Source organism: Bacillus sp. B1-b2 (assembly GCF_009183415.1).
In the GTDB taxonomy this organism is placed as follows: domain Bacteria; phylum Bacillota; class Bacilli; order Bacillales; family Cytobacillaceae; genus Niallia.
The window spans coordinates 33,594-48,079 of record NZ_WEHU01000008.1; the positions used below are offsets into that span (position 1 = coordinate 33,594).

At 33.8% G+C, this 14,486-nt stretch carries 12 protein-coding genes; 1 reads left to right on the plus strand and 11 read right to left on the minus strand.

Annotation, left to right across the window (positions count from 1 at the left end; genetic code table 11):
- Positions 1-3 precede the first annotated feature (3 nt).
- From F9279_RS09475 to spo0A, 5 genes are all read right to left on the minus strand, one after another.
- On the minus strand, positions 4-1,617 hold the full coding sequence (locus F9279_RS09475) for a sigma 54-interacting transcriptional regulator (RefSeq protein ID WP_152112404.1): 1,614 nt from the start codon (positions 1,615-1,617) through the stop codon (positions 4-6).
- 165 nt (positions 1,618-1,782) lie between these two features.
- Complete coding sequence (locus F9279_RS09480) at positions 1,783-2,505, minus strand: glycerophosphodiester phosphodiesterase (RefSeq protein WP_152112405.1); 723 nt, start codon at positions 2,503-2,505, stop codon at positions 1,783-1,785.
- Between the two features lie 244 nt (positions 2,506-2,749).
- Positions 2,750-2,950 (minus strand): cold-shock protein, encoded by a 201-nt coding sequence (locus F9279_RS09485; RefSeq protein ID WP_152112406.1) that lies wholly within the window; start codon positions 2,948-2,950, stop codon positions 2,750-2,752.
- Between the two features lie 547 nt (positions 2,951-3,497).
- On the minus strand, positions 3,498-4,199 hold the full coding sequence (locus F9279_RS09490; protein WP_152112407.1) for a tyrosine-type recombinase/integrase: 702 nt from the start codon (positions 4,197-4,199) through the stop codon (positions 3,498-3,500).
- 159 nt (positions 4,200-4,358) lie between these two features.
- Positions 4,359-5,144: a sporulation transcription factor Spo0A gene (gene spo0A / locus F9279_RS09495; RefSeq protein ID WP_152112408.1), complete on the minus strand. Its 786-nt coding sequence runs from the start codon at positions 5,142-5,144 to the stop codon at positions 4,359-4,361.
- A gap of 391 nt (positions 5,145-5,535) precedes the next feature.
- Between spo0A and F9279_RS09500 the strand changes: the two genes are divergently transcribed.
- The gene (locus F9279_RS09500; RefSeq protein ID WP_152112409.1) at positions 5,536-6,456 is read left to right on the plus strand and encodes a 1,4-dihydroxy-2-naphthoate polyprenyltransferase; all 921 of its coding nucleotides are present in this window, start codon (positions 5,536-5,538) and stop codon (positions 6,454-6,456) included.
- Positions 6,457-6,502: 46 nt separating this feature from the next.
- On the opposite strand, the gene spoIVB is transcribed toward F9279_RS09500, so the two are convergent.
- The 6 genes from spoIVB to F9279_RS09530 form a co-directional block, all read right to left on the minus strand.
- Positions 6,503-7,798 (minus strand): SpoIVB peptidase, encoded by a 1,296-nt coding sequence (spoIVB, locus tag F9279_RS09505; protein ID WP_152112410.1) that lies wholly within the window; start codon positions 7,796-7,798, stop codon positions 6,503-6,505.
- Between the two features lie 207 nt (positions 7,799-8,005).
- Entirely contained in the window at positions 8,006-9,694 is a 1,689-nt protein-coding gene (recN, locus tag F9279_RS09510; protein ID WP_152112411.1) for a DNA repair protein RecN, read from the minus strand.
- 18 nt (positions 9,695-9,712) lie between these two features.
- The gene (gene ahrC / locus F9279_RS09515; RefSeq protein ID WP_152112412.1) at positions 9,713-10,162 is read right to left on the minus strand and encodes a transcriptional regulator AhrC/ArgR; all 450 of its coding nucleotides are present in this window, start codon (positions 10,160-10,162) and stop codon (positions 9,713-9,715) included.
- 307 nt (positions 10,163-10,469) lie between these two features.
- Positions 10,470-11,297 (minus strand): TlyA family RNA methyltransferase, encoded by an 828-nt coding sequence (locus F9279_RS09520; RefSeq protein ID WP_152112413.1) that lies wholly within the window; start codon positions 11,295-11,297, stop codon positions 10,470-10,472.
- 7 nt (positions 11,298-11,304) lie between these two features.
- A complete protein-coding gene (dxs, locus tag F9279_RS09525; protein WP_152112648.1) occupies positions 11,305-13,197 on the minus strand; it encodes a 1-deoxy-D-xylulose-5-phosphate synthase in 1,893 nt (630 codons plus the stop codon).
- 393 nt (positions 13,198-13,590) lie between these two features.
- The gene (locus F9279_RS09530; protein WP_152112414.1) at positions 13,591-14,484 is read right to left on the minus strand and encodes a polyprenyl synthetase family protein; all 894 of its coding nucleotides are present in this window, start codon (positions 14,482-14,484) and stop codon (positions 13,591-13,593) included.
- Positions 14,485-14,486 lie beyond the last annotated feature (2 nt).

Below are 14,486 nucleotides of genomic sequence, written 5' to 3' on the forward strand. Positions count from 1 at the left end.
CATCTAGCTTAAGTGATACTTATCAAGCTTGTAATATAAGTTCCTAACAGATAAACCAAGTTCTTTTGCTGTTAATGTTTTATTGCCATCTAACTCTCTTAACGTTTTTTCAATAATGACTTTCTCATATTCTTCTACTAAAACAGATAAACGTTTGTCTTCCACTTCTTCTCTTGGTAGTGACGAATTTTTATTTTGCTCTTGTTTTGAATGAGTAGTTGAAAAAGCTATATATTCTTTTTTAATTTCATAATTAGATTTTTTCGCTTTTAGAGACGCAAGAGATAAAAGTGCTTTTAATTCTTTTATATTTTCTTGATACGGATAATCTATTAATATTTGCTGTACTTCTGTATCTAATGTCAAAGAGGTACATCCATACTCTCTTGTAAGCTGCTCGAGAGCATGCTCACATAACGGAATAATATCCTCTTTTCTTTCTTGTAAGGAAGGTAAGTTGATATGAAACTTCATGAGCTCATCATAAAGGGACTCTGAGAAGCTGCCTGCAATAAGTAACTTTTCCAGTTTTTCTGTAGCAGATATAATCAGCTGAAATTGTGGGTCAGTACTTCTTTTAGTGAGCTTTTTTAGCAACTGCTCTTGTTCTTCCATTAATAAATGATTTATTTCCTCTATAAGTATTGTTCCTTTAAAAGCTTGGAATTTATCGCTTAATAGAAAGTCTCGCCAATCTTCTTCATTCCTCTTTGGATGAATTCGTTTGAAAGCAAACAAGCTTCTATCACTATTATTATGAATTGCATTTGCAAGCATAAATTTTCCTGTTCCTTCTTCTCCTCTGATAAATAACACTCGATTTGTACTTGCAGCTATTCTTCCTTGCTCAATCGCAAAGCTCATTAAGGGTGAGCGATATATAAAATCATCCCATTGATAACTTTGTTCTAGTGCTCGAATAATTCTTTTGGATAAGCTCTGTTCTTTTCTTAATTGCTGTTTTTCTGTTTCCTCTACAATACTTTGAAGACACCCTCTTAGCTTACCTTCTACCATGATAGGCAAAGTTTTCATATGTATGTATATAGAGCTTGTCTCGAATTGTTCTACTATAGGTCTTCTCGTTTTATATACCTTTTCACGACAAGTTTTCATCCGTTTTACTTGATTTATATCAGTCAAAGTTATTAATATCTCTTTGTATGATGAGTTTTGCATAATCAGTTTCCCTTGTTCATCATAAAGGGCATAGCCATCTGCAGTATTTTGCATAATCAAATCAATAACTGTCCGTATAGTATCTGCTGATGTCCAATTAGGCTTTTCTTTTGAATCAGTTAGAACTGCTATAGCACCAGAGACACTATTATCCTTATCAATTAAAGGATATCTTGAAATACGAACAGATTGGTTATCTGATAAAAGGAATAGATTCCCTTCTTCCATTTTTTTAGTATGCACCACTCGCAACAACTGACTGTCTGGGATAATATCTTGAATATGTTTTCCTATTTGGAGAAAATAGTGTTGATTTATGAGTGACTCAGCCCTTTTGTTGTAGTAAGTGACTAATCCTCGATTATCAATCATAACAATTCCACTTTTCAACTCGTTAAACAGTGCATATGAAGCAACTGAAGTTACTGGATCAAACATAAAGACACCTTCTTCCTATATACCGTGCAATTTCTTTCATAATTATACTATACCTATCTCTCTTTTATTATGCAATTTTTTTCTCTTTTTCATTTTATTCTGAAAATATAAGCATACCAATAAAAAAACATCCCTCTTTTGCAGAACAGAGGGATGCTTTTCTCCTTAATTTTTCGCAAGTAGTTCTTTTGCTAATTTAGGTTCATCTGTAATAATACCAGAGATACCAGTTTTTATAAGTTCGTTCATCGCACTTGGATGATTAACAGTATAAGCTCTTACTTTTATATGATTCATTTCAGACTGTTGTATCATCTGCTTATTAATACGACGGTAATTAGGATGGAAGCCTTTTGCACAGATGGCATTTGCATAAATCCATGGCTGGTAGATGCCATCAGATAATAATGGAGCGGTTTCTATTTCTGGAGCTATTCGATGCGCTTGTACAAGGCTATAATGATTAAAGGAGGAAAAAATAATTCTATTCTCTAAGCCATAATTTCTAATTAGCTGTATCGTTTTTTCCAGCATTCCCTCATAGTTTATTTTATTATTTTTTAATTCTATATTACAAACAAGAGTAGTATCCTTCATCCAGTCTAGAAACTCAACCAGAGAAGGAATGAGTTGGTTGGGAAGATTGGGAAACTTCTTAGCAGCATTCAGTGAGCGAATGTCTTTAAGTGTAAGGTCTTTTACATAACCAGATCCATCTGTGGTTCGATCTACCTTTTCATCATGAATAATAACTACTTCATTATCTTTCGTCATTTGGATATCTAGCTCTATTCCGTCTGCCTTTACCTTTTCAGCTTCCATAAAAGCTATCATTGTATTTTCAGGAAACTTAGCTGCATAACCTCGATGTGCAAAGATTTGTGTCATATCCTTCACTCCCTTTACTTAAAACTTCTTCTACTTATCCTATTATATAGAATTTAAAGGTGTTTTTATGTATACAAAGTAAGCTCTTACATATTGCTCAGTTGTCTTAAAAAGCTTCTATCTAAAGGCTCACATAGTAATATCCATTTTCTTATCAAGAATATACACACTTGCTAGCTATTTGCATAAATAAAATAAAACAGACTCTAACAATATGTTAGAGTCTGCATTTGTCTGCATTTAATTAGTTTTTAGTAACGTTAGCAGCTTGAGGTCCACGTTGACCTTCTTCTATGTCAAAAGAAACTTCTTGGCCTTCATCTAAAGTTTTGAAACCTTCAGTTTGAATAGCACTGAAATGTACGAATACATCTTGTCCTTCTGCTGTTTCGATGAAACCGAATCCTTTTTCTGCGTTAAACCATTTTACTTTACCTGTAGCCATTGCTATGTCCTCCTATGTGCTTTCTTAGCACAATGTATTACTATCCTTGCTCAAAATGAAAAATGAAAATTAAAGAAATATGTAGGCAATCTAAAACAATTTGTTTTACATCACCAGAAAGCGCGCAATACTTATTGCGTTGTAACTCTCATATGTATCTCTCAACTATTTTCCTAGAACAAAAATAAGTCTACTTAATAGTAACAGTTTAATTTGAATAAAGCAAATCATTACTTTAAAATTTACAATTAATTAAATAATTTTACTGATAATGGTTAGGAACAAGCAAGTAATTAACAATAATCATTACATTTATAGCCTCAACAATTGAATATTGAAGATCTATTTACTTAATGGTTACAATGAAATCAATTATTTTGCCTTTTTAATTCCCCTTAACTTCACCCCTATTCAAGCAATAGTATACCACTCCCTTCCTTTGTGACTATAAATGGGAACATGGACAAATAATAATGAGTTTTGAAATCGTTTAAGACGAAGAATCGATCAACTTTAGAGAAGATATCGAAATATCATTAAAAGTAACCTAGTTTTTACCATCCGTATATCTATCCTTAAATTTGAGATAATGTTTTAGTTCTCTTGCCATTACTTGAGAAAAGTAGACATACCTTTCTTTTCTTCCTTTTGTTTTGGTAACTAGTATCATTCGATGCTTAAAATCAATGAAATCAACTTCTAAGGCTAAACACTCTGAAATCCTCATACCTGTATCTTGAAGGATCATAGTAATGACCTTATTTCTATAACCATGAAACTTTGTGTAATCAAACTGTGAAAGCAACGCATTAAATTCTTCTTGGCTTATTCCTGCCTTTTGTCTTCTTTCCGTTTTAATTTGTTTTATATTTGCAACTGGATTCTTATGTAATTCCCCTTCTTGCTCTAACCAATTGAAAAACACTTTTATATTCCTTATATAATTATTAATGGTTACATTTGATACTGTTTTCTTATAATCCCTTCTATTTTGTGGATGATTAATATTCTTAGAAGTTTCTCGATTGACTACAGTATATTTCCCTCTTTCTTGTACATAAGCTACATACTGACGTATATGACCTACTTTTACCCGTTTCACCTCTTCTACTTCATGTTCCGCTTTTAAATACGCTAAGAATAGCTTCAAACTCTGCTCATAAGAAGATAGTGTCTTAGACGATAAGTTTTTACTTTGACAGGATAATAAAAAGTCCTCTAAATGAAATTCTAATTCTGTTAACTTCACTACTTACACTCCCCATCTCCAACAAATACAAAACCCAACAAATCAAAATGATTTATTGGGTGAGATGGTAAAAATTTATTGGTTTTAATCCAAAGAGGAAGTTAACATTATAGGAATTGGTTGGCTTGATATTAACCATAAATCCTTATCCTATCCCTCTCAAGAAGCCTTGTGTTCAAGACGTAACTTATCAGCAACAATCGCGATAAATTCAGAATTAGTCGGCTTTGCTTTTGACATGCTTACAGTATAGCCAAATAAAGAAGAAATAGAATCTATATTACCTCTACTCCAAGCAACTTCAATTGCATGACGAATAGCACGCTCAACACGACTTGCTGTTGTATTATATTTTTTCGCAATGTCTGGATATAGAACCTTTGTGATAGAGCCTAATAATTCTATATCGTTGTATACCATTGAAATTGCTTCTCTTAAATATAAATATCCTTTAATATGTGCTGGCACTCCTATTTCATGAATGATGCTTGTAATGCTTGCATCCAAGTTTCTTGGCTTTTGTTCTGTTTGTGTTTTATAGATGGAAGAAGATTTACGAATAAGTCCAGAGGTCTTTCCACTAACTTGGCGGATTTGACTTGCTAAATAGTCCATATCGAATGGCTTTAGAATAAAATAAGAAGCTCCTAGATCTACCGCTTTTTTCGTTACATCTTCCTGTCCGAACGCAGTAAGCATGATGACATTCGGCATTTTTGACTTTGCTTCACGAAGTCTTTCTAAGACTGCTAGACCATCAAGGTGAGGCATGATTATATCCAAAACCATCACATCGGGTTCGATTTGGTCCATTAGTTCAAGGCATTCTTGACCATTATGCGCAACACCGATTACTTCCATATCTTCCTGGGCACTAATATATTCTTCTAATAATCCAACGAGCTCTCGATTATCATCTACAATACATACTTTTATTTTTTTCAACGATTGTTTCCTCCCTCAAATCCTTATGTCTCTTTTTATCTATCTTTTATTCTAAAGGACATTTTCGACAAAGCAACAAAAAATCCTTTGATTTTATGAAAAAAACATAAAATATAGGAAAAACCATTAATTTTCTTTGATTTTCTCTTGTTTTCGACCTTATTCGCTATTCTTCTTCTTTTTGTCGAAAAATCTTTATTTTCTTATTATAACTTACATATTTATGCTTTTAAAGACAGATGGAAAAGGAAATAGGAAGTAAAATCTTCTATTGGTAAAAATATTTATGACTATTTTATGAATATTTTCTTGTTGGCTTCTATTAAGTTAGGGTATTATAAAAGTTGGACTAAATGAAGATTTTATATTGTTTTCTAGAAAGGATTTTTTTATGGATAATGTTACCACAAATAATGATCAGCCTACCCATAAAATATTATGGAAGTTAACGCGGCCTCATACACTGACAGCCTCTTTTGTACCAGTATCAATCGGTACGGTCTTGGCAGTCCCTCTTACCTCTATACATTGGGGCTTATTTTTTGCCATGATGTTTGCTTGTTTAATTATTCAAATAGCTACAAACCTTTTTAACGAATACTATGATTTCGTTAGAGGAATTGATACAGCTGATTCAGTTGGTATCGGTGGAGCTATTGTAAACCATGGGATGAAACCTAAAACGGTATTAACTATGGCACTTACATTGTATCTAATTGCCCTTATACTAGGTGTTTATATATGTTCTAGTACTAGTTGGTGGATAGCTTTAGTTGGCTTAGTAGGAATGGCTATTGGGTATCTTTATACTGGAGGACCACTACCAATCGCATACACACCATTCGGGGAAATTTTTTCTGGTGTTTGTATGGGATGTATCTTTATCTTAATATCATTCTTTATACAAACTGGTACATTAAGTCAAGAAAGCATTCTTATTTCTATTCCTGTTTCCGTTTTGATTGGAGCCATTAATTTATCCAATAATATTCGTGATATAGAAGAGGACACGCTTGGTGGTCGAAAAACAATAGCTATTTTAATGGGATATGATAAAGCAGTCCAATTTCTTGCAGGTCTATTTATTTTCTCGTATTTATGGGTTATTGTTTTCGTTGCATTTGGCATTTTTACTCCATGGTTACTTATTGTTGTTCTATCTTTCAATAAACCATTACAAGCAATTAAGGGTTTCAAAGGTGGAAAAAGCCAAACTCCTATTGCGATGAAAAATACAGGCATGACAAATACCTTTTTCGGTCTATTTATTACCATCGGCTATCTTCTATCCTTTTTAATGGAACGATTTTAAAAAAAAGCATGATGTAGAATTTTTCTACATCATGCTTTTTTCTTTGTTAGGAGGCTTTTTGTGCCTCTTTTTCATATATATCAATGCCTGCTTCATTAAGCATCCACTCTATATGAACACCATATCCACTTGTCGGATCATTAACAAACACATGTGTAACTGCTCCAATTAACTTTCCATCTTGAATAATTGGACTTCCGCTCATACCTTGTACAATTCCACCCGTTTTAGATAATAATTCTTTATCTGTAACTTTGATAACTAACCCTTTTGTAGCTGGGTATTTTTGCGGTACAGAGCTTACTACTTCTATATCGAATAATTTAACCTCATCATTATCCACTACTGTTAATATTTGAGCTGGACCTTCTTTTACCTGATCAGATAATGTGATGGGCATAGGGGTATCTAATATGCCATTACCGATTTCTTTATTTAGCTCGCCAAATATTCCAAATGGGCTATTTGTCTTTATATTTCCGATAATTTCTTTATCTTCAGAAAATCTCGCTAACTTCTCGCCAGGATTGCCATTGCTTCCTTTTTCGATGCTAGTTACAGTGGAACGTAATACTTCACCATCATCTACAACAATCGGTTTTTTCGTATCCATATCTGAGATCACATGTCCTAAAGCACCGTATTTTCTTGATTCAGGATGATAAAATGTCATCGTTCCAATACCTGCTGCAGAATCTCTGATATACAATCCTAATTTATACGATTGGTCACTTTTCTCCATCAGAGGGTATAGCTCTGTTTTTATTTCTTCTTTATCTCTTTTAATCGTAATTTTCAAAGATTCTTTTGTTTCTCCAGCACTTTGAACAAAAGGTGCAACATCTGCCATTTTCTCTATCTTTGTACCATTGATATCAATAATCATATCGCCAACTTGTATATTAGCTTTTTCACCAGGGGATTGTTTCCCCTCATCTGTATTTACTTGATGGTGTCCAACCACCAATACGCCAACAGTATTTAGTTTTACGCCTATCGATTGTCCGCCAGGAATCACTTTAAAGTCTTTTAGAACATTGACATCCACTTTTTTAATTGGGAAACCAGCAAGTTCAAGAATCATCTCATCTTTACCACTTTCTTTTCCATCTAAGGAAAACTTCCCTTTTTCCTGACTTAATGCAACAACAGAATCATCTTTTGTTACATTTGCTGTTACAGGTATAGCATCATTACTATTGATGTCCATATTTTGTCCTTCAAATAGTGTAACGCTTTTTGGAATGTGTAGATAATCTTGAAATGGCTTGTTAAAGCATAAGGATATTATGGAAACAAGGAGAATTCCACCAATTATTTTTCTAAGGATATCACTTTTCATATCACTTCACTCTCCTCGCTTCTGCTTCTATTCACCATATCTTTTTTGGCTACATATATAACTTTGCCTGTATTTGTGTCATTTATAACTGTTAAAAAATACTTGAGGATAATATTAAATCTTTCAATTATAAATTAGGAAAAATACTTACTAAAATCAGATTAAAAAAAAGAAAACACCTCTGCACATTTGCAGAGGCGGCAATGTCTATCTTTTAGTCTTAGCTTTTTGCGCTAATTTTAACAGCTCTTTTGCATGTTTTTTTGTTAAATCAGTAATTTCTGCGCCAGAAATCATTCTTCCTATTTCTTTAATTTTGTCTTGCTGTGATAAAGGTAACACCGAGGTAGATGTTCTACCTTCTTGTATTTGTTTAGCTATGAACAGATGCGTGTCTGCCATAGCAGCCACTTGTGGTAAATGAGAGATACATAATACTTGCGAATCTAATGCAACATGATGTATCTTCTCTGCAATAGCTTGTGCTACCCTTCCACTTACTCCTGTATCCACTTCGTCAAAAATGATGGAAGTGATTCCTTGATGTTTAGAAAAAATACTTTTCAAAGCAAGCATCATTCTAGACAACTCTCCACCAGATACTATCTTGGAGAACGGTTTTAAAGGCTCACCTGGGTTTGTTGAAATATAAAATTCAACTGAATCCATTCCATTTTTGGAAACTTGATCTTCGTCCATTTGAATTCTTACTTCAAAAACCGTTTTTTCCATATAAAGCTCTTTTAACTCTTGATGAATATCATCTGTTAGTCGTTGTGCAGCTTTTCTTCTTAAGGAATTTAGCTCATTTGCTTCTACTAATAAATCTTTTTTCAAAGAAGATAGCTCTTTCTCAAGTATGTCAATATGTGTTTCTTTATTTTGAAGTGTTTCAAGCTCTTCTTCGATTTTGGCAGCGTACTCTAAGATTTCTCCCACTGTTTTTCCATATTTTCTCTTTAATGTATTTATTTCATTTAATCGAGTTTCTATCGTATTAATTCGTTCTGGATCATACTCTAAATAATCTAGAGCACTTCTCATTTTACTTGCTACATCTTCTAAAATATAATAGCTATTGGAAACCGATTCAGCCATTTCTTTATATTCTGTATCTAAACTAGCGGCTTCCTCCATATTCCCCATCACTTCTCCAAGCCAATCTAATCCTCTTTGTTCTCCTCTTAGCGCATTATAGCCTGTCTGAATACTATCAAAGATTTTTTCAAAATTACTCAATCTCTTTCTTTCTTCGAGCAAATCTTCATCTTCATTTAATGTAAGCTGTGCTTGTTCAATTTCATTGAATTGAAATTGTAGCAAGTCCAATCGTTGTGCCATTTGTTGCTCATTTTCCGTTAAACTCGTGAGCTTCTTGCTCGTTTGCATATAGTTTCTATAAATGGATTCATATTCAGATAAAACAGGAGATAATTCATTCATCGCAAAAGTATCTAATAAACCTAGATGCTTCGTTTCATCCATTAACTCTTGATGTTCATGCTGACCATGTATATCAATGAAAGTAGCACCAATTTCTCGTAATGTAGAGATTGTAATTAACTTTCCATTAATTCGACATACACTTTTCCCCGAAAGAGCTATATCCCTTTTCAGTACAATAGCTCCTTCTTCAATGTCAATTCCGAACTCATTCATTTTCTTAAAACAAGGATGACCATCCTCAATATAAAATAATCCTTCTATTTCTGCTTTATCTTCTCCATGGCGTACAAATTCAGCTGATCCTCTACCACCAACTAATAAGTTAATAGCATCAATAATAATGGATTTACCTGCACCAGTCTCACCTGTTAAAACAGTTAACCCTTTATTAAAGGAAATAGATAATTTATCAATAATGGCAAAGTTTTTTATAGATAGTTCACTTAACACAATATCATACCTCCATTGTTACAGCATATCTAGGAAGCGTTCACTTATTTGTTTTCCATCGGCGTCTGATCGACAAATTATTAGGCATGTGTCATCTCCACATATTGTCCCTAATATTTCATCCCAATCTAAATTATCGATTAAAGCCCCTATAGCTTGAGCGTTTCCTGGCAAAGATTTAAGTACAAGTAAATTACCTGCAGAGTCCAACTTAACAAAAGAGTCCAACAGCATTCTTTTCAGCTTTTGCAGGGGGTTAAATCGTTGATCTGCAGGTAAGCTATATTTATATCGTCCATCTTGTAATGGTACCTTTACGAGATGTAACTCTTTAATATCACGCGATACTGTTGCTTGTGTTACATTGTAGCCCGCACTTTTCAATTCATCTACTAGCTCGTCTTGTGTTTCAATATCATTATTAGAGATAATCTCTCTAATTTTTATATGCCTTTGCCCTTTATTCATTTTTTCCATCCTTTATTTTTTTTTGAAATTAATTCACCTTAAGCATAATCATTAATGACTACACAGTTCATAAATCATTCTGTCTAAGAAACCATTATTTCGATACAATCTGACATCATTCTCTTCTTCTTTATTTTACCTAATGTTCGTATTTTTACAAGAATAAACAAAGCTAATCCTTCGAACAAATAAAAAAAATTATGGATAAAAGAAAAAGGATAGAACTTTAATGCACTATTTTTTAAGTAATCATTCTCCGCTTACTCAAATTATAGATGCGTCAAGTATCCCATCCTTTAGACCATTACTATTCTGTTTCTTTTTTTGATTTTAATTCTTGATGTGCAGCTTCAACTGTCCCTTTTATATCATAAGTATTTACTCCATCATGCGTTCCTTCTTGCCAATATAGATGAAGTAAAAACTCAATATTTCCATCTCCTCCTGTAATAGGGGAAAAAGAAAGGTTTTTAATTACATATCCTTCTTTTTTTGCAAAATCAATAATATATTCTAGAACAGATTCATGCACTTTTCTATCTCTTACTATTCCCTTTTTACCCACTTGTTCTCTTCCAGCTTCGAATTGCGGCTTCACAAGGGCAATGACATCACTTTCAGATGCTAATAATGTCTTTAATACCGGGAGAATTAGCTTTAAAGATATAAAGGAGACATCAATAGAAGAAATTGTTGGCATATCTCCTTTTAGGTCACTAGGTGTAACATAGCGGAAGTTTGTTCTTTCCATTACAATAACACGTTCATCTTGGCGCAACTTCCATGCTAGTTGATTGTATCCTACATCTAATGCATAAGATTGTTTTGCTCCATTTTGTAAGGCACAATCCGTAAATCCACCAGTAGATGATCCTATATCTAACAGCACTTTATCCTGCATATTCACATCAAATACTTTCAGTGCTTTCTCGAGTTTTAAGCCACCTCTAGAAACATATTGTAACGTTTTCCCCTTAACTGTTAAGGTACTATCTACACTTATTTTTTCTCCAGGCTTATCAATTCGATTTTCATCATGATAAACAATTCCAGCCATTACTGCTCGTTTTGCTTTTTCTCTTGTTTCAAATAACCCCTGGTTTACTAATAATACATCTATTCTTTCTTTCTTCATGAATGTTCTATGCCCTCTTTTGCTTTTTTCTAGCAATATATACAATTCTTTTTATTACTTCTTCTTTCGTTAAATTGATTTCATTTAACAAGGAAGCAACATCTCCATGTTCAATAAATTCATCTGGAATTCCCATACGATCGATTATATTACCACCATATCCATGATCATGAGCATATTCCAGTACGTAACTTCCAAATCCGCCTTGTAATATTGCTTCTTCAACCGTAAGAATTGGAATCTGCATTTTTAATAGTTCATTCAGCATTTGTTCATCAAGTGGTTTAATGAACCTCGCATTTATTACCTTTACTTGAATTCCCTGATTCTCTAATTCTTCCGCCGCAGACATTGCCATTTCTATAGTCGTTCCAAATGTAAGTATTGCGGCATCTGTTCCCTCTTTAAGAACTTCCCATGTACCAATAGGAATAGTTTGTAAGGTCGTATCCATTTTTACGCCCAAGCCGTTTCCACGAGGAAAGCGCATAGCAATTGGTCCATCATTATATTCTATGGCCGTATAAACCATATGCTGTCCTTCATTTTCATCCTTTGGCATCATTAAAACAAGATTCGGCATATGTCTTAAAAAGGAAATATCATATATTCCTTGATGGGTTTCTCCATCTGCTCCAACAAGGCCAGCACGATCAATGCCGATAAATACATTTAAATTTTGACGACAAACATCATGTAACATTTGATCATAGGCTCTTTGAAGGAAGGTAGAGTAAATAGCTAAAAACGGCTTCATTTTCTGTGTAGCAAGACCAGCTGCGACTGTTACTGCATGCTGTTCTGCAATTCCTACATCTAGCATTCTGTCAGGAAATTCCTTCGCAAAATTTTCCAACTTAGAACCTACAGGCATTGCAGGAGTAATGGCAACAATTCTCTCGTCCTGTCTCGCTAACTGTAAAACCGTATCACTTACTAGCTTACTCCAAGCTGGTGCAGCTATCTTAGGTTTTATGATATCTCCTGTTTCAATTTTATAAGGTCCTGTTCCATGCCATGTACCAATTTTATCTTCTTCAGCTGGAGTGAACCCTTTTCCTTTTTTCGTAATTACATGTAGCAATACAGGACCTTCTGTTTTTTTGGCATAATTTAAGTGCTCTATTAAATCTTCATAATCATGTCCATCAACAGGTCCTAAATACGTAAAGCCTAGTTCTTCAAAAAACACGCCAGAAACAAGTAAGTATTTTAAGCTGTCCTTAATTCTTTCGGCTGTTGCTGCCATCTTGCCGCCCACAGCAGGAATTTTTTTGAGCATCATTTCTAATTCATCTTTTACCCATTGATACTTTCCAGCCGTTCTAAGTCTTCCTAACACATGATGAAGAGCACCAACATTTGGTGCAATAGACATTTCATTATCGTTTAAGATAACAATCATATTCGTCTTTTCATCCCCAATATGGTTAAGGGCTTCTAATGCCATACCGCCTGTTAAGGCACCATCTCCAATGATCGGAATAACATAAGAATCTTCTTTCTTAATATCTCGTGCGACAGCCATCCCCATTGCTGCTGAAAGCGATGTAGAGCTATGACCTGTTTCCCATACATCATGTTCACTTTCATTCATCTTAGGAAAACCAGAAAGTCCCTTGTATTGTCTTAACGTATCAAAGTCTTTCGCTCTTCCAGTAAGAATTTTATGAACATATGATTGGTGCCCTACGTCCCAAAGCATTTTATCTTTTGGGCTGTCAAAGCACTTATGCAGGGCGATCGTCAACTCCACTACTCCTAAATTTGGTCCAATATGTCCACCAGTTGTAGATAATTTGTTAATTAAAAAATGGCGGATTTCTTTACTAAGCTCTTGTAGCTCTTCATTCGATAGCTTTTTTAAGAAAGATGGATTTTCAATAGACATTAAATCCATTCCAAACAACTCGCTTTCCTTCAATTTATAACCAAAATATGAACGATTCATTTATTCGTTTTCATCAATTAAGTATTAGTTTCCTTTTAAAAGCATTGCCATACTTTTACCTATAGAATACCTTTTTTCTGCAAAATTCCTATTTATCCTTAGTTAAATATGTATTATACCATTTATCTGCCTATATTAGTAGTAATTCTATATAGCCATAAGGCAAATACTAAGAAGAAAGTATGTGGAGTTTCATAAAAGGGATGCCTCCACTTTTTGACACGGCAACACCTAGAAAAATCTTGATGATTAACTAGTGAAGCTAAATCTTTAGAGACATCCCTTTCCGTATATATACCCTTTTTAAAAGGAAGCTTAAACTTACGTTTTATGTTCCTATTATTAGTTATTTCTTGAAGCAATCAAATCAGTGATTTGTTCAAGGATAGAGCTTTTTATGTTTAACTCATGAAGAATACTTTTTGCTCTAGAAATATGCATATCTAACTCACTTTTCGCACCATCCATTGTTAAGATTTTAGGATATGTGCTTTTATGATTATCCATATCACTTCCTACAGGCTTTCCAATAACCGCTTCGTCCCCTTCCAAATCAAGAATATCATCACGAATCTGAAAGGCTAAACCTAAATGGAAAGCAAACTCCTTTAACTGACTAATTTGATAGTCACTTGCTCCAGCAAGAATGGCTCCTATCTCAATACTTACACCAAGGAGTTTTCCTGTTTTATGTACATGAATGTATTCTAATTCTTCTTTTGTTAACTCTTTATTCTCGCCTTCGATATCAGCAATTTGTCCACCAACCATTCCTTCAGCTCCAGCAGCTTCAGCAAGCAATTGAATACATTGGATTAATTTCTGTGCTGGGATATCCTCCAGTGGCATTTTAGCCATTAATTGAAAACTATATGTTAATAAAGCATCGCCTGCAAGAATAGCAACTGCTTCTCCGTATACCTTATGATTAGTAGGAATGCCTCTACGTAGATCATCATCATCCATACTTGGGAGGTCATCATGGATGAGAGAGTATGTATGTATCATTTCAATTGCAACACTTGGTAATAACCCCTTTAACGGATCTTTCTCAAAAGCATACAGAGTTCCAAATAATAATAAGGGACGAATTCTTTTCCCTCCTGCACTTAAGGAGTAAAGGATAGAATCTTTTAAGATAGGAGGAGCTATTAAGTTCTCTACAGAGTTCTTTAGCTCTTGCTCCAAAGCCTTTTTATATTTTTCTGTAAAAGTAGATAAAGGTAAATTACTCAAGT